Raw genomic sequence first — 20341 nt, 5'->3', positions numbered from 1 at the left:
TTTTATCTTTTTTGAGATCTTATTCCCACTCTATAGTTGCCGGTGGTTTGGAGCTAATATCATAGACTACTCTATTAACGCCCTTCACCCGGTTGATTATTGTATTCGAAGTCTTTTGCAAGAACTCGTAAGGTAAATTCACCCAGTCTGCAGTCATACCATCTGTGGATTCCACTGCTCTCAATGCTACAACCTGCTCATAAGTCCTTTCATCACCCATAACTCCTACCGACTGTATAGGTAGTAAGATCGCTCCGGCCTGCCATACTTTATCATATAACATCCAGTCTCTTAATCCCTGTATAAAGATATGATCTACTTCTTGAAGTATTCGCACTTTTTCTGCCGTTATATCACCAAGAATTCTAATCGCCAGTCCCGGACCTGGAAATGGATGTCTTCCCAGTAATACTTTATCGATCCCAAGTTCCTTTCCTACTCTTCTTACTTCATCTTTGAATAGCATTCTTAGCGGCTCTACCACTTTCAGCTTCATGAAATCGGGTAATCCTCCCACATTGTGGTGCGACTTGATCGTTACTGAAGGTCCATTAACTGAAACTGACTCGATCACATCTGGATAGATAGTTCCCTGAGCCAGGTAAACAACGTCCTTGATCTCGTGAGCTTCATCATCGAAAACTTCAATAAAAGTGTTTCCGATCGCTTTTCTCTTTTCTTCAGGATCTGAAAGACCTTTCAACGCATCCAGAAATCGTGCCGAAGCATCCACTCCCTTTACATTAAGCCCCATGTCCTTGTACTGGTCCAGTACACTTTCAAATTCGTTCTTTCGTAGAAGACCATTATTAACGAAAATACAATACAGGTTTTCGCCAATAGCCTGATGTAATAAAACAGCAGCAACCGTAGAATCCACGCCTCCACTAAGCCCCAGAACTACCTTGTCATCTCCGATCTTTTCCTGTAATTCTGAAACTGTTAGATCAACAAAGGCTCCAGGCGTCCAGCTTTGCTCCGTACCCGCAATCTTTACAAGAAAGTTCTCCAGTAATTGTTTTCCATCTGTTGAATGATAAACTTCTGGATGAAACTGGATCGCGTAGGTCTCTTCACCTTCAATTCTGTAAGCTGCATTCAGCACATCTGAAGTACTTGCCAATCTTACCGCATTTTCAGGAAGGTTTATAATAGAATCACTGTGACTCATCCAAACCTGTGAATTCTCTTTAATATCTTCAAACAACAATTCTGCATCCTTAATCACCGAAAGATTCGCTCTTCCAAATTCCCTTGTATCTGAAGGTTCAACTTTTCCACCGAAAAAGTGGGCAAGATACTGAGCACCATAGCAAACTGCCAGCATAGGCAATTTACCTCTAATCTGTGATAGATCTGGATGCGGAGCATCTTCGGCTCTTACAGAAAATGGACTTCCTGAAAGGATAACCGCTTTAAAACCTGATAAATCTTCTGGAATTTTCGAGTATGGATAGATCTCGCAATAAATGTTCAGTTCCCTAACACGCCTTGCGATAAGCTGCGTATACTGCGAACCAAAGTCTAGGATGAGTACGTTGTTTTGCATGCGCAAAAATAGGAATTTAGGTAAAAAAGGAGGCCATGGAAGATGGAAAATTTCTATATTTAAAATGCATTAAGACTTTGTCAAATATGAAATATTTAAGTGCTATAATTTTTGCCATTGCGATCATGGTTGCAGCCTATTTTCTGGGTGATGCTTACGTTTCAAGAGCGAATCCCGATGGTGTCATTTCGGTGACCGGCTCGGGTAGTGAGAACTTTGTTTCAGATCTAATTGTGTGGGAAGGAAGATTCAGTAGAAATTCTCCGAATCTGGAAGCGGCTTATAATCAACTTGATCAGGATAAAAATATTGTCAGATCCTATCTCATAGGGAAGGGCATCAAAGATGAGAACATTGTCTTTAATTCGGTTCAAACTAATGAACAGCAAGAAAATCAGTATCAAAATGGTAATTATGTAGGTAGCATTTTCAAGGGTTACGAACTAACCCAACCTGTGAAAATTGAAAGCAGTAATGTAGAGCTCATCGAAAATGTGTCACGTGAGATCACAGAATTGCTGAATAAAGGTGTCCAGTTTAACTCCTCTCCTCCCAGGTATTACTATACCAAAATAGCAGATCTCAAAATTGAAATGATCTCTAAAGCTACGGAGGATGCCAGACTACGTGCAGAGAAAATCGCATCGAACAGCGGGGAAGATCTTGGCGATCTTAAAAGTGCTAATATGGGCGTGTTTCAGATCACAGGTCAGAATAGCGGTGAGGATTTTAGCTGGAGTGGCGCATATAACACGGCAGATAAAAACAAAACCGCATCGATAACAATGCGGCTTGAATATGAAATAGATTAAGTATTAGTCTAAAGTAGCTAGTATCTGTTCAATATCATCTTCAGTAGTATCCGGATTAATAAAGCAGAATCTCACCACGCTTTCATCCTTCCACAGAGATGGGGTGACCAAGGCAAATCCTGAATTGTGATTTTTGTAGGTCCAGTCACGGTAATCTTCCGCAGACCATCCTTTTCTTTTAAATAAAACTACAGATAAACTTGCCGGTCGTACCAGTTCAAGCAAATCATTCTGTTCCACTTTGGAAGCGGCAATATTTGCAAGTTCTATCCCTCGTTCGATGGCTTCTTTATACTTGTTAGTTCCATGCATCGCCAGTGAAAACCATAATGGCATCCCACGCAATCTACGGGTTAGCTGGATCTGGTAATCTGCAGGATTAAAACCCTGGGCTCCCTCGTCCTTAAATATTTCTAGATAAGCTCCTTTTTGAGAATGTGCTTTTTTCGCAAGTTCTAGGTTCTTGTAGATCACCGCGCCACAATCGTAAGGTGAAAACAGCCATTTATGAGGATCTATAGTGATACTGTCTGCCTGCTCGATACCGTTAAACAAATGTCTAACCGAGTCTGCAGCCAGCGCTCCACCTCCATACGCACAATCTACATGCAGCCAGATATTTTCTTTGGCACAAACATTTGCCACTCCTTCCAGATCATCTATGATTCCGGCATTGGTTGTTCCACCCGTTGCTACCACCGCAAAAAGTCTGTTTCTATCCTGTTCGCTTAAATTTTCTAATTCCTTCTGAAGTGCAGTTCCCGATAAAAATTCTTCATCTGAATTGACCAGGTGAACATCTGCATCCATAACTTTCGCCATGGATTTTATTGAAGAATGTGCACCTGTTGAAGTGATCAAAAGTGCTCTCTCTCTGGCGTGAGCTGGCTTTTGTTCTCGCCACTCTTCTCTTGCCGTAACTAATGCCGAAAGATTTGCAGCTGTACCACCACTTGTAAATACACCAAAAGCAGTTTCCGGTAGACCGGTTAAACTTACCAGCCATTTCATCGCCTGGTTTTCACAAAATATCCCTCCGGCTCCTTCCATCCAGTAAGAACCATGAATACTCGAAGCTGAAGTTACCAGGTCAAACATGATCGCAGCCCTGGTTGGTGCAGCAGGCACAAATGCCAGGTGCCTTGGGTGATCTATAGGTACCGTTGCTTTAACCAGTACGTTCTTAAATAACTGGAATGCACTTTCCCCTCCAATACCTTCAGGAGTTATAGTTTCTCCTACAAGTCTCAAAAGTTCTTCTTCCTTCTTTGGCGCACCAAGTTCCGGCGTCACATTAGATATACGATCAATGGCGTACTTCATCACGTCCAACGTCATTTCAACCAGATCCATATCTATGGTATGCATTCTATTCTTTTCCAAAAGTGATAATTTTAAAGTTTGCGTCTAAAGGATCTAATTCTGTTAAAAGGCGCTCGATAAGCTCCTGACCGTATTCATCGTAATATTCAGAGAAATTTGTTTGCCGCTCCTGCAGACTTCTGTTTGGGAATAAATCATTCTGTAAAGCGGCGATTCGCTCTACTTCATCCTTTAGTTTTCTTTTCTGTGCTTGCAGGAGTCGGTTTTCAAGATTATCCAGACCTTTAAGCTGCTTTACTTCCTGCGCTTTTACTGCACCAATAAAAGATTTATCGGTTTTCTCAGCCAGCTCATACATCTGCTGAAATTGCTGAATCAAATGCTCTTTCTGTTCTGAAAAATCAATATTGATATTACTGATCTTCCGAACCTTTCGATTGATCAATTCATGTTGTTTCAGAAATAATTCCTTCAGTGAAATATCGAGTTTTCTGCGTTTGGCATCCTGTTTAGCAGTTTGCAGTAATGCTGAATTCCGAAGCAACAACATTGGAAAAACCACGTTTTCGGCTTCAAAATAATTGTTGAGCTGCAACCAGTAAGCAAGTTCTCCACCTCCACCTATATAACAAAGATTTGGAAGCAGCACTTCCTGGTAAAGCGGTCGCATCATGACATTTGGACTAAATCGTTCCGGGTGTGCATCTACTTCTGCAAGTATTTCTTCCTTGCTCCAGCTTATCTCTGTTTCATGAACATAATACCGAGAATCTTTTTTAACGATACGTTCCCGAATCTCATCATTGACATAAAATAAGTTGATATCTCGCGGATTCACCTGTACTTTATAATCAAGTTCTGCCAAAGAATCTATGGCTACTTGCGAAGCTTTTGAGGAAGACTCATTTAATAATTCATTCTTTATATGGCTGGAAAAATGTTTCTTTAATCGGGAATCTCCAGCTGCGATGATGACAAGACCTTCTTTGCCGAATAGTCTGTTCGCCAGATAGCGCGTGGCATCGGTTAAGTTATCATGCTCCAGGTAAGCTTTCTGAAACATTTCCTTCAATTCTTCGGCATTAGTTCCTCCACCAATCTCGGCAGAAAAAAGCTTAAAAACTTCCTCAAGCCCTTCCGTGGAAAGTTTACCAACAGCAGTCGCTCCTGCCCGCTTTTCGGCATTATTCCATTTGAATTTTTTTCCGTGGAGATTAAAGAAATTGATCTCTTCAAAATCATGATCCTCTGTAGCCATCCAGTATACTGGCACAAAATCATTCTCTTTATGTTCTTCTTTTAACTTCCTGGTAAGATTGATCGTGGAAACTATCTTATAAAGAAAATAAAGCGGACCCGTAAATAGATTAAGCTGATGACCAGTGACCACTGTAAATGTCTTTTCTGAAGATAAGAGATCGATGTTGCCAGACGTAGTCTCAGAAACTTTAAGATCTGAATACTGCTCTTTTAGAACTTCTACCAGATCCTTACGAATGGAATTGTTGTAAGACCTGGATTTCTCATCGATCTGAGCCCTGAAATTTTCAATTTTAGGGAAACGATGATACAAATGTCCAAGACTTTCCTTTTCTGAAAGATAATCCAGGATTAATGGAGTAAAATAATTGGTATCGGGATAAGCTATATGATCTGTAGACATCAACCTGTTTATAATTGCTGTAAAGATAAAACCTTTTAGGAAGGAAACTAAATCGAGACCAGCCGCATATTTATTCTTTACAATTAACTTAACATCTATAAAATTCATAAATTCCGGTTATCAATCAAAAACCAGTAGGTCATGATCTTAAAACGACTAATTTTCGCTCTATTAATCACATTCTCATTTGCATCCTGTTCAAGTGATGATGACGCTCCAACGTTAGATCGCAGAAGCATTGAAGATCTCGAAGCAGACTTTCAAGCCTTGAACCTGCAACCAGGGATCAATGATGTTACACTTGAAAATCTTAACGGGAGTTCCTGGAATTTTAGAGTGATCCTCCCGGAAAGTGCTTCCTCTTCTGAAAGACCTCTTGTGCTAACTCTTCATGGTGCAGCTAGCGGAAATGCAAATGCTCATAAAAACACTGCCTGTTATGCCGAGCCTGGATTCGCAGCTTTGGATCCAATTATTGTAAGTCCTAATGGAGGAACGCAGCTTTGGAACAGCGCTTTCAACCAGGATCTCGTTATCGGGTTAATGTATCTCACTCAGAAATATTTGAATGTTGACAGAGATAAAACCGTGGTAACCGGTTACAGTAATGGTGGAAATGGTAGCTGGTTCTATGCTGAAGTTTATCCGGAAATCTTTACTGCATCCATCCCAATGGCTAGCAGTTACAGTACTTTTAGCTCTAACGGAAGTGTTAGAACCATAGAAACCCCACTCTATGTTATTCACGGGGAAAACGACGAATTATTCCCACTTGCTGAAACTCAGGAATGGGTCGCTGCGACAAAAGATGCCGGTACCAATGTCACTCTGGAAGTAGCTCCTGGTTTAACGCATTATGAGTCTTGTAATTATGCTCCATATTTGCAAAATGCTGCGAGTTGGCTACAGGATGAAGTTTGGGACTAAATCGCGACTTTTTTTTACTTAATTTTGGATGCATTCACTTTTGAAAATCTAAAATTTTGAAAATCAGATTCTTTTTATTCTTTCTCATTGTAATTACTACAACAATAACTGGACAGGAGGTTCAAAGTCCGTCGCAGTTTCTTGGTTACGAATTGGGCTCTCAATTTAGCAGGCATGCAGATGTCGTGAACTATTTTGAGCATGTAGCTAAAAGTTCTGATCTGGTTAATTACCAGCAGTACGGTCTTACCAACGAACGTCGGCCACTTACTTATGCCATTATTTCTTCGGAAGAAAATATACGAGATGTGGAGTCCATTAAGCAGAAGCATTTTGCGAGTGCCGGGCTTACCGATTCCGATGAAACTTCTGAAAAGGCGATCGTATGGCTAAGCTATAATGTGCACGGTAATGAAGCCTCCAGTACCGAGGCTGCAATGAAAACTCTATATGAACTGGTTACCGGAAGGCAAGAGCTTCTGGAAAATACGTTGGTAATTATTGACCCTTGTGTAAATCCAGATGGTCGCGACCGTTATGCAAACTGGTACAACCAGGTAAAAGCAACTCCTTATAATACAAGTCAGTTTTCTGCCGAGCATGATGAGCCATGGCCGGGTGGAAGACCTAATCATTATCTTTTTGATCTAAATCGTGACTGGGCCTGGGCAACGCAGGTAGAAACGAGACAACGTTTAAAAATTTATAACCAATGGATGCCACATATCCATGTAGATTTCCACGAACAGGATATCAACGACCCTTATTATTTCGCTCCTGCTGCTGAACCGTTTCATGAGATCATTACCGACTTTCAGCGTGATTTCCAGACAAGAATTGGAAAAAATCATGCGAAATATTTTGATGATAATGGCTGGTTATATTTTACAGGTGAGCAATTTGATTTACTATATCCAAGTTACGGAGATACGTATCCAACCTATATGGGCGCTATCGGGATGACCTACGAACAGGCTGGTCATGGTCGTGCTGGTTTAGGAGTGCAAACCAACGAAGGTTATATTCTAACTTTAAAAGATCGCATAGAACATCATTTTACAACTGGAATTTCCACGGTGGAAATGGCTTCTGAAAATGCTGCTGAACTAGTTTCAGAATTCACAGATTTCTTCGCCGGAAGTGATTCAGAATTCAAAACCTATGCAATGAATGGCGAAAAGGATAAGATCAAAGCTTTAACTGATCTGCTTGACAGGCATGAGATCAACTATAGTTTTGCCAATTCAGGAAACGTTAAAGGTTATTCTTATCAAGATTCAAAAAGTGGAAATCTTGAGGCTTCTAAAGAAACTTTATTGGTATCTGCGAATCAGCCAAAATCGAAAATGATCAAAGTGCTTTTCGAACCTAAAGCCAAACTTGTAGATTCTCTTACATACGATATTACCGCCTGGAGTCTGCCGTATGCCTACGGTCTGGAGACAGTTGCCAGTTCCAAAATCATCAATGGCAATTCAAATAATCCTGAAAGCTTTGAGCAAAATTCAACGAACGCTGACGCAACAGCATTTTTGTCTAAGTGGAATAGCATGGAGGATGCCAGATTTCTGGCAGAACTCATTAGAAATGACATCAAAGTCCGTTTTAGTGAAAAACAATTTCGAAATTCCGGCGAAGATTTTAATGCCGGTAGCCTGATCATTTCTAAAAGTGATAATTCAGCAATTGAAAATTTCCAGCAGAAAGTGGTGGAGATCGCCAATAACATGCAGCGAAAACTCGAAGCTACTAATACCGGGTTTTCAGATAAGGGACCCGATTTTGGATCTGGGAATATAAAGATCATTAATAAGCAAAAAATCGGACTCCTAAGAGGTGAGCAGGTTTCTTCGCTCAATTTTGGAGAGATATGGTACTTTTTCGAACAGGATTTGAAGTATCCGGTAATTCCATTAGAAACGGGTAATCTTTCTGCCGGTGTATTGGATGAGCTAAATGTTCTTATTATGCCTTCAGGGAATTATTCCAGTTTTCTTGATGAGGATACTTTAAAAATGCTTGAGAACTGGGTTCGTGGCGGTGGAAAGCTTATCGCGATCGGGGATGCTGTTTCTGCATTTACAGACAAAGAAAGCTTTGGGATTAAAGCAAAAGATTCTAAGAAAGATTCAATAAAAACTGCCGACAAGCTTGTTCCTTATTCACAGCGTGAAAGAGAATATGTAAAAAATATGATCACCGGTAGTATCGTAAAAACTTCGGTAGATGCAAGTCACCCATTGGCATTTGGATATGACGATACTTATTTCAGCTTAAAACTTAGCGGTGATAGTTATGAGCTTCTGGATTCAGGCTATAACGTGGTTTATATTCAGCAACCTGAGATCGTTTCTGGATTTGCCGGTAGCGAAGCTCAGAAAAAGCTTGAAAACTCCCTTATTTTCGGTGAAGAAAATATAGGTAGAGGTAGTATTATTTATATGGTGGACAACCCGCTATTCAGAGCTTTCTGGGAGAACGGAAAGTTATTTTTTACAAATGCATTATTCCTAACAAATAATAGAGGATATGATTACTAATATGAAAATGAGACAATTATTATCTGCTTTATGCTTTTTTCTGATAGCGAATGCCATTGCATTTTCCCAGGAAGGAACGAATCAGTTTTCGGTAGATTTTGAAACTTTCACCCTTGAAAATGGACTAAAAGTGATACTTCACGAAGACAAATCTGACCCTGTCGTGGCAGTAGCACTTACCGCTCACGTGGGTAGCGCCCGGGAAAAAGAAGGTAGAACAGGGTTTGCACACTTATTTGAACATCTCCTGTTTCTGGAATCTGAAAACCTTGGTAAAGGTGGACTGGATAAGCTCTCTGCCAGAATCGGTGGTAGCGGTGCCAATGGCTCTACAAGTCGTGATCGCACCAATTATTTCCAGACCGTACCAAAAGATGCTTTGGAAAAAATGATCTGGGCAGAAGCAGATAAGCTAGGATACTTTATCAATACGGTTACAGAACCGGTGCTTGCCAAGGAAAAGCAAGTAGTTAAAAATGAAAAGCGACAGGGAGTGGATAACCGGCCTTACGGACATACTTTCTATGTGATCGACAAAAACCTGTATCCTAAAGATCATCCCTACAACTGGCAGGTGATTGGAAGTCTGGATGATCTGCAAAACGCCACTTTGCAGGATGTAAAAGATTTTTATAATAAATGGTATACTCCTAACAATGTAACCCTGACGATCGCAGGTGATTTTAATAAAGACCAGGCCAAGGAATGGGTGCACAAATATTTTGATGAGATCCCGCGTGGAGAGAAGATCGAAGAACAGGAAAAGCAGCTTGTTAGTCTTGATAACACTAGAAAAGTCTACCACGAAGACAATTTCGCGAAGCTGCCTGAGCTTACTCTCGCCTGGCCTTCAGTATACTCTTACCATCCTGATAGCTTTGCATTGGAGATATTGACCAGCTACCTTGCCGATGGTAAAAATGCTCCTTTATACAAGAAGATTGTGGAAGATGCCAAACTTTCTGGTAATGTGAGCATGTTCAATTACACTTCTGAACTTTCGGGACAGTTAATGCTTCAGATTAGGGCTTATGATGGAAAAGACCTTGACTCTGTTCAGTCTGTAATCGAGGAAGGACTTGCCGAATTCGATAAAAATGGCATTCAGCAGAAAGACCTTAAGAGAATTAAAGCCGGTTTAGAGACAAATTTCTATAACTCCATTTCAAGTGTTCTTGGTAAAGGTTTTCAATTAGCACAGTACGATATTTTTGCAAATGATCCCAATTTCATCAACAAAGAGATCGAAAAATTACTGGCGGTTTCTTCGGAAGATGTTATGAGAGTCTTCAGAAAATATATAAAAGATCAGCATTATGTTGCCACCAGTTTTGTTCCAAAAGATCAATTGGATCTTGCTCTGGAAAATTCAGAAAAAGCTGAAGTAGTAGAAGAAAAGATCGTGGAAGGTGCTGAAGAAGATTTCGATGCAAAACAAGCTGTAGATTATCCAAAAACAGCCTCTAGCTTTGATCGAACAATCGAACCTCCGTATTCAGCAAAACCTGAACTGGAAATTCCGGAGATCTGGAAAACGACAATGCCAAGCGGACTCCAAGTAATGGGTATTACTAATAAAGAAGTGCCACTCGTACAATTTAGTCTTGAAATTAAAAGCGGACAGTTACTGGAAAATAAAGATAAAGCAGGAGTAGCAAATCTACTGGCAAACTTGATGAATCGTGGTACCGCTAAAAAAACTCCGGCAGAGCTGGAGGAAGCAATTGAACTTTTGGGAGCTCGTATTTATGTAAGTTCTTCGGAAGAAAAAATTAGTATCTCTGGAAATACGCTTGCTAAGAATTATGCCGAGACTATGAAACTTGTGGATGAGATGCTGCTTCAACCGCGTTGGGATGAGTCAGAATTTGAACTTATAAAGCAACAAACTCTAAGTAGGATCACGCAGCAGGAAGGAGATCCTAATAATATCGCTTCTAACGAATTCCGAAAACTGGTGTATGGTGAAAACAGTATTCTTTCCATGAATGAAATGGGAACCACAGAAAGTGTAGAGAATATTACGCTGAACGATCTTAAAGCTTATTATTCTGAAAATCTTTCACCTCTTAACGCTACCTATCTCGTTGTAGGTGATCTAGATCTCGAAAAGGCGAAGAATTCACTAAAAGCAATTTCAGCTTCCTGGCCTCCGAAAACTGTAGATTTCCTGGAGATCCCAGAATTCGAAGCACCGGAAAAATCTCAGATCTATTTTTATGATGTTCCGGGTGCGAAACAATCTGTTCTAACATTCGGTGCTCCGGCACTGAGCGCTAGTGATAAAGATTTCTATGCAGCAGAGGTAATGAATTACAGACTTGGCGGTGGAAGTTTCGCATCCAGGCTTACACAGGAACTTAGAGAAGGAAAAGGCTATACGTATGGAATTCGTTCCAGGTTCGAAGATAGATCCTACATTGGACCATTCCTTATTTCCAGTGGTGTCCGGTCCAACATAACCTATGAAGCAACTGAATTGGTTCGGGACATTCTTAAAAATTATGCCGATACTTTTACTCAGGATGATCTTGAGGTCACCAAAAGTTTTATGACAAAAAGCAGTACACGGAAATTTGAAACTCTGGGTGCAAAATTAAACATGCTTAAAGAAATTAGCGATTATGGTTACAGCGACGACTATGTTGCAGAACAACAGCAGCAGGTAGAGGAAATGACGGTGATGGATATACAGGAGTTGGCGAAGAAATATGTTGACCCTGAAAAAATGTATTTCCTTTTTGTTGGTGATGCTGAAACTCAGTTAGAGAAATTGAAGGATCTTGGATATGGTGATCCAGTATTGCTTAACGAGAACGAATAGTAAAAAGTAACAATATAGTTTTAAAAAAGGCAGGAACGAAAGTTCCTGTTTTTTTGTGGGAAATTTTCAGGATTTTAGAATAACAGAACGTTAAATTATTTATAGCAAAACATCTGCCGGTTGTCTCTTTTTCTTATCTGCTTTCAGATGGAAGAGATAGTTAAGTATCAAGTCCTCTGCTTCTTTACTCCGAAAATGATCATTAATTGTCTGATTCAGTTTTATTTTCACAGCGAAGAAAACCGGCTACATATTATCAAATCTTGTTCTTAGTTTAGCTATATCTTCTTCAGAATAACCCTTAAGCGAAGCCATCGTGCCTTGCGCATTTTGAGACTTGATGATAAAATTCTCCTGAGTTACTGTGACGTTAACAAGGCTACTTAACTTAAAAGAATAAAATTTTCCGAAGTTTTGCTGGTAATTCAAGACAGTATCGTTCCACTCTATAAACTCTCCCTTTTTGTGTCCATATCGGTAGTTTTGATAAAAATAGAGCAGCCCAATAATGAGATATCCAAAACTCATAAAATAATTGAAAGTACCGTCTTCCTCTACTATTATTTGAGAGACTAGGTAAAAAATGCTCATTAAAGTCCAGAAAACACCAAATAATAAGAACTGGTTTCTTCTAAAAAAATTGAGCTTCCTGCTTATACGCTGCATCAGGCGGAGTGTTTGAGGTTTGCAAACTCGGGATACGAGGATCTTAATTTCGCTATATCGGATTGTGAAAATTCTCTAATCTCGAAATAAACACCATCCGCAGGGCCAGATTTGATGAGCAGGTTTTCTTCGCTAATTATGAAGTCATCCACCGCTGTCCAGGGATATGATTTCTTTCCATTGATTTGATCCTGAAGCACGATCTTCTTACTGTTCCACTTGATAAATTCCTTTCTATTCTCTCTTCGGAAATAACCAACTACAACGGCTATAATTCCTAATGGTAAATAAGAAAGATAAAATGAATCACCTATACTGAAGTATGCTGCGATACCCATAAGGACATAGAAACCGCCAAGAAAATATGGCATATTCCCTCTAAGAAAATGGGGAGTTTTCTCTATTTTATTCAAATCTAGGTTTTTAAATTAGACTGTGCGAATCTTAAGTTCTTTACGAACAGGCTTCTTGGTTTCTACGTTGATAGGCTTACCGTAAAGATCAAAGTCGGCAGCATCTGTAATTTCAACTTCGTAAAAATCACCGGTCTTTAGATAAACTGTCGTGGCATCGATCAAAACCTCATTGTCAACATCTGGTGAATCTGCTTCGGTCCTACCAATAAAGTAATTACCTTCTTTTCTGTCTATGATGACATTATAAATCTTCCCGATCTTTTGCTGATTAAGTTCCCAGGAAATCTGAGACTGTATTTCCATGATTTCATTTGCACGTTCCTGCTTCACTTCCTGTGGAACATCGTCTACAAGGTTAAATGCATGAGTGTTCTCTTCATGAGAATAAGTGAAACATCCAAGCCTTTCAAAACGCATTTCCTTCACCCATTCTTTCAATTCCTGGAAGTTCGCTTCAGTTTCACCAGGATAACCAACAATAAGTGTAGTTCTAATCGCCATTTCTGGAACAGTTGCTCTGAACTTCTTAAGCAAATTAGTAGTTTTCTCATGAGTGGTTCCTCGTCGCATGGACTTCAGAAGTTCATCATTAATATGTTGTAGTGGAATATCAAGATAATTACAAACCTTAGGTTCTCTGTTCATTACATCCAGAACGTCCATTGGGAATCCCGTAGGAAAAGCGTAATGCAAACGAATCCACTCAATACCTTCGACCTTTACCAGATTTTCCAGCAATTCCGCCAGATTTCTCTTTTTATATAGATCCAGACCATAATAGGTAAGATCCTGAGCGATCAAAATAAGTTCTTTGACTCCGTTCGCAGCAAGTTTCTCTGCCTCTATCACCAGGTTTTCGATTGGAGTCGACTTATGTCCACCACGCATTAATGGAATAGCACAAAATGAACATGGCCTATCACAACCTTCAGCAATCTTAAGGTATGCGTAATTTTTTGGCGTAGTTGTTAGACGCTCACCAATAAGTTCATGCTTATAATCGGCTTCCAGAGCTGAAAGCAGTCCTGGCAGTTCAGTAGTCCCAAAATATTGATCCACGTCTGGAATTTCTTTCTGAAGATCAGGTTTGTAACGCTCACTTAAACAACCGGTTACAAACACTTTATCTACAGAACCTTCCTGCTTTTTCTCTACGAATTCCAGAATTGTATTAACCGACTGTTCCTTCGCGTTATCAATAAAACCACAGGTATTTATCACTACGATATTACCTTCGCCTTCATGAACCACATCTTTATCATTCGCCTGAAGCTGCCCCATCAAAACTTCTGAATCGTAAACATTCTTGCTACAACCCAGAGTTACTACATTAATCCTGTTCTTTTTAAGCGATTTCGTCCTCATAATATATTGCTTTCTAAATGCTTAAGAATTCTGAATCCAAAAATCTAAGCGGGTGCAAAGATAAGGTGTAAAATTTATACACCTAATTTTAAGCTGAATAAACTAATTGGTATTAATTCAGGCTTCAATAGGTCGCGATTGACGACCTAAACTTTCTGCTAAAATTCAAAGTAGAAACTATTGATGAATGCTTTGGTTATGAAAAGCGTTCCTGCAGCTGAAGCATCCACTCTACTTCATAATACCGAACGATACTTATCAAGATAACTCCGGCGATCACATATGCCCAGTGATATTTATTATATTTTACCATATAACCGCCAACCAGTCCAAAAACTAAATATGGCAGAGAAAGTATTAAATTCGGGATTACCCATGCACCCTGAAACATCGAAATGACTTTCATCACCACGAAGAAGATGCTGTAAAAAAATATGATTTTGGAAATCAGGACCAGGTATCTGTCTGTTTTTTCACTCATTATAATCCTTTGGTGTTTTTCTACGTTTGGAAGTCTTTTCAAATGCGTATGCAAATTCCAGCAATTGCTTTTCAGAAAAAGGTTCACTTATAAAAGTTAATCCCATGGGCTGATTCTCTGAAGTATAACCCATAGGAACCGTAATCGCAGGATATTTAGCTACCGCGGCATATCCAGCATGATAATTATTGATAGAGATGATCGCATCCAGATCATGCTCTTTCATCGGTTTACTTAGAAATCGTGTACCGTTGGTTTTTAAAGTATCCTTGATCGCTGCAAATTCCTCCGTACTCGCTGAATCCTTTAAGATTCCCAGAAATAAAGCCTGCCCGTAAGGAGCTCTTTTTACTGAATCCATAGCATTATAATCCACAACATCCTGAACATTTTGGAAATTAACTTCTCCACCATATTTCTGAAAATACTCTGGAAGGTCATTTTGCATATCCAGGTTCAGTAACCTTAAGAAATTTGGAAGATCGATCTCTTCCGCTTCATATTCTATAATAGTCGCGCCGGCTTTTTCAAGATCAGCCACTGCTCTCATATATAGAGTATCTGACTTTAAACTTTTGATCACTCCGAATCGTTTTCCTTTAAGAGTGGAATTTTTTAGATCCTTATAGAGATTAGTAGGTTGTTTTGCTGCGGAAGAAGCAGGGTCTTTTGAATCGACTCCGGTCATAGCAGAAAGTAAGATCGCATTATCGATCACAGATCGGGTCATAGGACCAGGAGTGTCTAAAGTACTTGAAATTGGTACAATTCCGCCACGGCTTAACAAGCCAATAGTCGGCTTCATTCCTACGATCGAATTAGAACTTGATGGTGATAAGATAGAACCGGATGTTTCAGATCCTACAGCTACGGGAGCTAGATTCGCGGCTACAGCTACTCCACTTCCAGAACTTGATCCGCCGGTATCATGAATCTTTCTACCATAAGGATTCAAGGTTTGTCCTCCAACTGCCGAATACCCGCTTGGACATTCACCACAGAAGAAATATGCCCATTCACTTAGATTAGCTTTGCCAAGAATAAGAGCACCATTCTTTTTAAGTCGATCTACAATAAAAGCATCACCGGTTTGATTGCCTTTCAAAGCTTCAGCACCGGCTGTAGTTGGCATAGCCTTCGTATTGATATTATCCTTCAGTAGTACCGGAATGCCGTAAATAGGATGATTGTTGGATGAGTTCTTTAGTTGCTCATCTTTTTTTCTTGCTTCAGAAACAAGATCAGGATTTAGGGAGATCACAGAATTTAGAGAAAGCTCGTTTTCGCGGTCATATTCTCTTATTCTGGTTAAGTAAAACAAAGATAGTTCTTCGTAAGTAAGTTTTCCAGAGGCGATAGATTCCTGAATTTCCGGGATAGACTTTTCGAAAACCAATGCTTTTACTTCCTCATAAACTTCGGAAGTAAATTCATCTAAATCTTTTTCAAATGGCACCCATAAACTGTCTGCTGTAATATATTCTGAATCCAGAACTTTAAATTCCCTCTCTTCCGAAGAAACCGAAGTAGAATCTTCATCAGTTTGAACTTCACTTGAATTTTCAGGATCATTTTTACAGGAAGTCAGCAGAGTTCCCAGCACAAAAAGAAAAAATAATTGTTTCATTATTTAAAGAATGAGTCTACGAATTCATATTTATTGAAAACCTGTAAATCCTCCACTCTTTCTCCTACTCCAATATATTTTACAGGAATTTGAAATTGATCACTAATCCCAATCACCACACCACCTTTTGCCGTACCGTCCAATTTGGTAACAGCAAGCGAAGTTACCTCTGTGGCCGCAGTAAATTGTTTAGCCTGCTCAAAAGCGTTTTGCCCGGTTGAACCATCCAACACCAGCATCACTTCATGAGGTGCCTCTGGAATGGTTTTTTGCATTACTCTTTTAATCTTGGTAAGTTCCTTCATAAGATTCACCTTGTTGTGCAACCTTCCGGCAGTATCTATAAGCACCACATCTGCACCCAGCTTCACAGCGCTTTGTACGGTATCAAATGCAACAGAAGCGGGATCACTTCCCATTTTCTGCTTGATGATAGGCACATCTGTACGATCAGCCCAGATTTGTAACTGGTCAATGGCAGCCGCACGAAATGTATCTGCCGCTCCAAGAACTACCTTTTTACCTGAATTTTTGAATTGATTCGCAAGTTTCCCGATAGTGGTAGTTTTACCAACACCATTTACACCAACCACCATAATTACGTATGGCTTTTTTCCTTCAGGAAGGCTAATATCTGAACCCTCACCTTTATTGGTTTCAGAAAGTAATGCCGCGATCTCTTCTCTTAGAATTTTATTCAGCTCATCGGTACCAAGATATTTATCCCGGGCAACGCGTTCTTCAATTCTATTGATGATCTTAATCGTGGTAGCAACTCCCACATCGCTACTTACAAGTACGTTTTCCAGATCGTCCAAAACCTCTTCATCAACTTTGGTCTTTCCGGCAACTGCCTTGCTCATTTTATCAAAAAAACTGGCTTTGGATTTTTCCAGTCCTTTGTCAAGGTTTTCTTTTTTCTCTTTAGAAAATATCTTTTTAAATAAACTCATTTTATTCTGGCAGGTTAATATGTAAAAGAAGCCATTCAGCCCCTTTTTTACGGCAATAAAGATACATAAAAAGAAAAAGCCGTCCAGAATAAATCCAGGACGGCTTTTTATGATTATTTAAAATCGTTTGTGAACGATACTTACTTCTTCAAGAAGTCGTTAACGTCTTCCGGAGCCATGATTTGTTCTACAAATGTGTAGGCACCGGTTTTCTCAGATTTAACCATTTTTATTGCTTTGGTTAATCTTTTAGATCCTGTTTGAATAGATGCTACTGATTTCTTTGCCATGACTCAATTATTTAATTTCTTTATGAACCGTCATTTTCTTAAGAATAGGATTGAATTTCTTCAACTCCATTCTATCCGGTGTATTCTTCTTATTTTTTGTAGTAATATATCTTGAAGTACCTGGTTGTCCAGTTGCTTTATGCTCTGTACACTCTAGAATTACCTGAACTCTGTTACCTTTCTTTGCCATTGTGAAATATTTTTAGGTGCTGCTTAGGATTATTTCTGAAGAAATCCTTTTGCTTTAGCTTCCTTAATTACGGCAGAAATGCCTTTTTTATTGATATCTTTTAATGCAGATGTACACACTTTTAAAGTGATCCATCTATCTTCTTCAGGAAGGAAAAAACGTTTTTTAACCAGATTGGCGTTAAATTTACGTTTAGTCTTGTTCATGGCGTGAGAAACATTATTCCCAACCATTGCTTTTTTCCCGGTAAGTTCACAAACTCTTGACATTGCTCTATACTTTTCTCGTTATTTCAAAACAGGCTGCAAATTAACGATTTTTTTACCTAACAGACAACAAAATGAAAAAAAATATTTTACTCCGAAAATATCCTTCTCGAATTGCCGTTAAGTACCGCCATTAAGCCTGAGCGGATGCAAAAATACATTTTTTTAATGATAATGATCAAAGGATCAAATGCCAATTTTTAAAAAAGTTTAAGATATTAGATTGAGTCTCAATCTGTAGACTGAAGTTTTAGTAATTGTTCCAGTAAGATCTGTAAGCTTTTGTTCACTGTTTTACCTATCACCTTCTCCCGGTGATTGCTAAACATAAATTCAAATGCCAGTGTTTCCCCGGGAGTTGCCAGTCCAATAAAAACAGTACCGACTTCTGCTTCGCTATCACCTTTTTCAGGTCCGGCATTACCGGTAGTAGACACCGCAATATCTGTATTAAACTTTTTACGAGCGCCTTCTGCCATAGCTTTGGCAACTTCAGCACTTACTACAGACTTCTCTTCTATTAGCTTTTCCGGAACATCGAGCAGATCAATTTTAGATTGGGTTGCATAACATACCACGCTTCCTTTGAAAGTCTTTGATGAACCTGGAGCTTCTGTAAACCTGGAAGCCAGTCGACCTCCTGTACAACTTTCCGCAGTAGAAAGCGTCCATTTATTTTTTTCAAGTAGCCTGGCAATGACCATTTCTACTGGATCATCATCTTCAAAACCATACATGATTTCCCCAATGAGCTTTCGCAACTCAATGAGCTGTTCATCAATGGCATCTTCCAGCTCCTTGTGATCTGTCCCTCGTGCACTGAGTCTGAGTCTTACCCTGCCAAGATTAGGCAAATAAGCAAGCTTAATATGAGAGGGTAATTGATCCTCCCAGGCTTCTATACGCTCGGCAATCGCGCTTTCTCCAAGGCCCAGAGTAATAACGGTTTTATGAAGAATAACCGGTCTGGAAAATTCACTCATTATTCGTGGGATGATCTCGTGCTCCATGAGTCCGCGCATTTCATAAGGAACGCCCGGCATAGACACAAAGACCTGATCACCTCTTTTAAACCACATTCCAGCAGCGGTTCCATATTCGTTATGCAATGCAACTGCCTTGGATGGCAACATCGCCTGCTCCCGGTTAAGATCTGAAATTGGCGTGTCTATATATTTTGCAAAAAGCTCTTCAATATGATGGAGAACCTTTTCATTTTTTACAAGTGTATCATCAAAGAATTCGCAAAGACATTTCTTGGTAATATCATCTTTGGTCGGGCCTAACCCACCAGTTATGATGATGATATCTGCCCGGGAAGCAGCCTCCTCCAAGGTTTGCAATATATGCTCACGATCATCCTGAATAGAAGTGATCTGGTGAACGCTTACCCCAATTTTATTCAGTTGCTTGGAAATATAAACCGAGTTTGTATCCACGATCTGTCCAATAAGGATCTCATCACCAATGGTTACGATTTCAGCTTTCATCCTAGATTATAATCTCTTTTTAAAGCTTCTGAAGCAACATCCACTTTTCTAGTAATAATATCTGAAGCTTGCGGCACCTCATCCTTTCTTTGACCATGCTTAGACCAGGCCTCAATGACCTTAATCTGCTCCATCAGGTTTAGACCAAACATCTGAAGGTTCGGTTTCATTTTATGAGCATACTGATAAGCTAGTGAAGGATTATCATTATCAATGGCTTCATTCATCGCAGCAACGTCTGGCGGAATTTCCTCAAGGAACGTCTGGACTACTATTAATAAAAATTCTTCATCGCCGCCAGCCATTTCCTTAACGTCGTCAAGATTGTAATTACTCATTCAAAACTATTTTACTTTGATAGAAAACATTTGTTGATCTTCCAGGTAACCCATTAATCTGTCGTCTGTAGCGACTTTTCCTACTCCGGCAGGTGTTCCCGTAAAGATGATATCACCAATTTTGAGGGTGAAATACGACGAAATATAAGCAATTAATTCATCAATTTTCCAAAGCATATGTGCGGTTGAGGAAGATTGTACTACCTCTCCATTTTTTTCAAGCCTGAAATTGAGTTCATCTACCGCAGGTAGTTCCTTTTTTTGCAACCATTTGTCTGAAATCACAGCAGCACCATCGAATGCTTTGGATTTCTCCCAGGGCAGTCCTTTTTCTTTAAGCCTGTTCTGAAGATCCCTGGCCGTAAAGTCAATTCCCAGTCCTATTTCATCATAATATTTATGTGCAAATTTCTTCTGAATATGCTTCCCTATTTTTTTGATCTTCACTAAAACCTCTACTTCGTAATGAATATCATTGGAAAAATCTGGGATAAAAAATGGTTGTTTTTTCAATAATATCGAAGTATCGGGCTTTTGAAATAATACAGGCTCCTCTGGCTTCTCATTTTTCAATTCTGAAATATGATCTGTATAATTTCTACCTACACAAATAATTTTCAT

At 39.5% G+C, this 20341-nt stretch carries 19 protein-coding genes; 4 read left to right on the top strand and 15 right to left on the bottom strand.

Annotated features, from left to right (window positions below):
- Window positions 1-19: 19 nt before the first annotated feature.
- Window positions 20-1549: a glutamine-hydrolyzing GMP synthase gene (gene guaA, locus JM79_RS05700; RefSeq protein WP_141877219.1), complete on the bottom strand. Its 1530-nt coding sequence runs from the start codon at window positions 1547-1549 to the stop codon at window positions 20-22.
- A gap of 86 nt (window positions 1550-1635) precedes the next feature.
- Here guaA and JM79_RS05695 point away from each other — a divergent pair, with 86 nt between their 5' ends.
- Window positions 1636-2361, top strand: a complete 726-nt coding sequence (locus JM79_RS05695; protein ID WP_141877218.1) for an SIMPL domain-containing protein — start codon at window positions 1636-1638, stop codon at window positions 2359-2361.
- Between the two features lie 3 nt (window positions 2362-2364).
- On the opposite strand, the gene JM79_RS05690 is transcribed toward JM79_RS05695, so the two are convergent.
- Entirely contained in the window at window positions 2365-3729 is a 1365-nt protein-coding gene (locus JM79_RS05690; RefSeq protein WP_141879181.1) for an aminotransferase class V-fold PLP-dependent enzyme, read from the bottom strand.
- 1 nt (window position 3730) lies between these two features.
- Window positions 3731-5347 (bottom strand): bacillithiol biosynthesis cysteine-adding enzyme BshC, encoded by a 1617-nt coding sequence (gene bshC, locus JM79_RS05685; RefSeq protein WP_141879182.1) that lies wholly within the window; start codon window positions 5345-5347, stop codon window positions 3731-3733.
- A 141-nt stretch (window positions 5348-5488) separates the two neighbouring features.
- Between bshC and JM79_RS05680 the strand changes: the two genes are divergently transcribed.
- The 3 genes from JM79_RS05680 to JM79_RS05670 are packed head-to-tail and all read left to right on the top strand — an operon-like array spanning window position 5489 to window position 11638.
- Entirely contained in the window at window positions 5489-6274 is a 786-nt protein-coding gene (locus tag JM79_RS05680; RefSeq protein ID WP_141877217.1) for a prolyl oligopeptidase family serine peptidase, read from the top strand.
- A 56-nt stretch (window positions 6275-6330) separates the two neighbouring features.
- A complete protein-coding gene (locus JM79_RS05675; RefSeq protein WP_141877216.1) occupies window positions 6331-8814 on the top strand; it encodes a M14 family metallopeptidase in 2484 nt (827 codons plus the stop codon).
- On the top strand, window positions 8804-11638 hold the full coding sequence (locus tag JM79_RS05670; RefSeq protein ID WP_260443378.1) for a pitrilysin family protein: 2835 nt from the start codon (window positions 8804-8806) through the stop codon (window positions 11636-11638). The genes JM79_RS05675 and JM79_RS05670 overlap by 11 nt, the downstream gene beginning before the upstream one ends.
- Window positions 11639-11884: 246 nt before the next feature.
- Here JM79_RS05670 and JM79_RS05665 read toward each other — a convergent pair whose 3' ends face one another.
- From JM79_RS05665 to JM79_RS05610, 12 genes are all read right to left on the bottom strand, one after another.
- The gene (locus JM79_RS05665; RefSeq protein ID WP_141877215.1) at window positions 11885-12304 is read right to left on the bottom strand and encodes a hypothetical protein; all 420 of its coding nucleotides are present in this window, start codon (window positions 12302-12304) and stop codon (window positions 11885-11887) included.
- Window positions 12304-12717 carry a hypothetical protein gene (locus JM79_RS05660; RefSeq protein WP_141877214.1) on the bottom strand — a complete coding sequence of 138 codons (414 nt, stop codon included), beginning with the start codon at window positions 12715-12717 and terminating at the stop codon, window positions 12304-12306. The genes JM79_RS05665 and JM79_RS05660 overlap by 1 nt, the downstream gene beginning before the upstream one ends.
- Before the next feature lie 15 nt (window positions 12718-12732).
- Window positions 12733-14085: a 30S ribosomal protein S12 methylthiotransferase RimO gene (rimO, locus tag JM79_RS05655; RefSeq protein WP_141877213.1), complete on the bottom strand. Its 1353-nt coding sequence runs from the start codon at window positions 14083-14085 to the stop codon at window positions 12733-12735.
- A gap of 196 nt (window positions 14086-14281) precedes the next feature.
- Entirely contained in the window at window positions 14282-14566 is a 285-nt protein-coding gene (locus tag JM79_RS05650; protein WP_141877212.1) for a hypothetical protein, read from the bottom strand.
- Window positions 14559-16193 carry an amidase family protein gene (locus tag JM79_RS05645; RefSeq protein ID WP_141877211.1) on the bottom strand — a complete coding sequence of 545 codons (1635 nt, stop codon included), beginning with the start codon at window positions 16191-16193 and terminating at the stop codon, window positions 14559-14561. The genes JM79_RS05650 and JM79_RS05645 overlap by 8 nt, the downstream gene beginning before the upstream one ends.
- Window positions 16193-17146 carry a signal recognition particle-docking protein FtsY gene (gene ftsY, locus JM79_RS05640; protein WP_141877210.1) on the bottom strand — a complete coding sequence of 318 codons (954 nt, stop codon included), beginning with the start codon at window positions 17144-17146 and terminating at the stop codon, window positions 16193-16195. Before ftsY ends, JM79_RS05645 begins: the two co-directional genes overlap by 1 nt.
- Before the next feature lie 140 nt (window positions 17147-17286).
- Window positions 17287-17436, bottom strand: coding sequence for a DUF4295 domain-containing protein (locus tag JM79_RS05635; RefSeq protein ID WP_084509775.1), 150 nt, complete (start codon window positions 17434-17436; stop codon window positions 17287-17289).
- A 7-nt stretch (window positions 17437-17443) separates the two neighbouring features.
- On the bottom strand, window positions 17444-17626 hold the full coding sequence (rpmG, locus tag JM79_RS05630; RefSeq protein WP_057480125.1) for a 50S ribosomal protein L33: 183 nt from the start codon (window positions 17624-17626) through the stop codon (window positions 17444-17446).
- A 29-nt stretch (window positions 17627-17655) separates the two neighbouring features.
- A complete protein-coding gene (gene rpmB, locus JM79_RS05625; protein WP_026915534.1) occupies window positions 17656-17895 on the bottom strand; it encodes a 50S ribosomal protein L28 in 240 nt (79 codons plus the stop codon).
- Window positions 17896-18122: 227 nt separating this feature from the next.
- Window positions 18123-19382 carry a competence/damage-inducible protein A gene (locus JM79_RS05620; protein ID WP_141877209.1) on the bottom strand — a complete coding sequence of 420 codons (1260 nt, stop codon included), beginning with the start codon at window positions 19380-19382 and terminating at the stop codon, window positions 18123-18125.
- Window positions 19379-19720: an Hpt domain-containing protein gene (locus JM79_RS05615; protein ID WP_141877208.1), complete on the bottom strand. Its 342-nt coding sequence runs from the start codon at window positions 19718-19720 to the stop codon at window positions 19379-19381. The genes JM79_RS05620 and JM79_RS05615 overlap by 4 nt, the downstream gene beginning before the upstream one ends.
- A 6-nt stretch (window positions 19721-19726) precedes the next feature.
- Window positions 19727-20341 carry a fumarylacetoacetate hydrolase family protein gene (locus tag JM79_RS05610; RefSeq protein ID WP_141877207.1) on the bottom strand — a complete coding sequence of 205 codons (615 nt, stop codon included), beginning with the start codon at window positions 20339-20341 and terminating at the stop codon, window positions 19727-19729.

The sequence above is a fragment of the Gramella sp. Hel_I_59 genome, from assembly GCF_006714895.1.
Taxonomy (GTDB): domain Bacteria; phylum Bacteroidota; class Bacteroidia; order Flavobacteriales; family Flavobacteriaceae; genus Christiangramia.
The sequence above is the reverse complement of the archived record's forward strand: the minus strand, read 5'-3'. Positions and strand labels throughout refer to the sequence as shown.

What these genes read in the sequence shown, in the direction of transcription:
- JM79_RS05665 (WP_141877215.1), bottom strand. Translation starts at nt 12,304, where the DNA reads ATGCAGCGTATAAGCAGGAAGCTCAATTTTTTTAGAAGAAACCAGTTC.
- JM79_RS05635 (WP_084509775.1), bottom strand. Translation starts at nt 17,436, where the DNA reads ATGGCAAAGAAATCAGTAGCATCTATTCAAACAGGATCTAAAAGATTA.
- guaA (WP_141877219.1), bottom strand. Translation starts at nt 1,549, where the DNA reads ATGCAAAACAACGTACTCATCCTAGACTTTGGTTCGCAGTATACGCAG.
- bshC (WP_141879182.1), bottom strand. Translation starts at nt 5,347, where the DNA reads ATGTCTACAGATCATATAGCTTATCCCGATACCAATTATTTTACTCCA.
- rpmB (WP_026915534.1), bottom strand. Translation starts at nt 17,895, where the DNA reads ATGTCAAGAGTTTGTGAACTTACCGGGAAAAAAGCAATGGTTGGGAAT.
- JM79_RS05615 (WP_141877208.1), bottom strand. Translation starts at nt 19,720, where the DNA reads ATGAGTAATTACAATCTTGACGACGTTAAGGAAATGGCTGGCGGCGAT.
- JM79_RS05690 (WP_141879181.1), bottom strand. Translation starts at nt 3,729, where the DNA reads ATGCATACCATAGATATGGATCTGGTTGAAATGACGTTGGACGTGATG.
- JM79_RS05645 (WP_141877211.1), bottom strand. Translation starts at nt 16,193, where the DNA reads ATGAAACAATTATTTTTTCTTTTTGTGCTGGGAACTCTGCTGACTTCC.
- JM79_RS05695 (WP_141877218.1), top strand. Translation starts at nt 1,636, where the DNA reads ATGAAATATTTAAGTGCTATAATTTTTGCCATTGCGATCATGGTTGCA.
- ftsY (WP_141877210.1), bottom strand. Translation starts at nt 17,146, where the DNA reads ATGAGTTTATTTAAAAAGATATTTTCTAAAGAGAAAAAAGAAAACCTT.
- rpmG (WP_057480125.1), bottom strand. Translation starts at nt 17,626, where the DNA reads ATGGCAAAGAAAGGTAACAGAGTTCAGGTAATTCTAGAGTGTACAGAG.
- JM79_RS05610 (WP_141877207.1), bottom strand. Translation starts at nt 20,341, where the DNA reads ATGAAAATTATTTGTGTAGGTAGAAATTATACAGATCATATTTCAGAA.
- JM79_RS05620 (WP_141877209.1), bottom strand. Translation starts at nt 19,382, where the DNA reads ATGAAAGCTGAAATCGTAACCATTGGTGATGAGATCCTTATTGGACAG.
- JM79_RS05670 (WP_260443378.1), top strand. Translation starts at nt 8,804, where the DNA reads ATGATTACTAATATGAAAATGAGACAATTATTATCTGCTTTATGCTTT.
- rimO (WP_141877213.1), bottom strand. Translation starts at nt 14,085, where the DNA reads ATGAGGACGAAATCGCTTAAAAAGAACAGGATTAATGTAGTAACTCTG.
- JM79_RS05680 (WP_141877217.1), top strand. Translation starts at nt 5,489, where the DNA reads ATGATCTTAAAACGACTAATTTTCGCTCTATTAATCACATTCTCATTT.
- JM79_RS05650 (WP_141877212.1), bottom strand. Translation starts at nt 14,566, where the DNA reads ATGAGTGAAAAAACAGACAGATACCTGGTCCTGATTTCCAAAATCATA.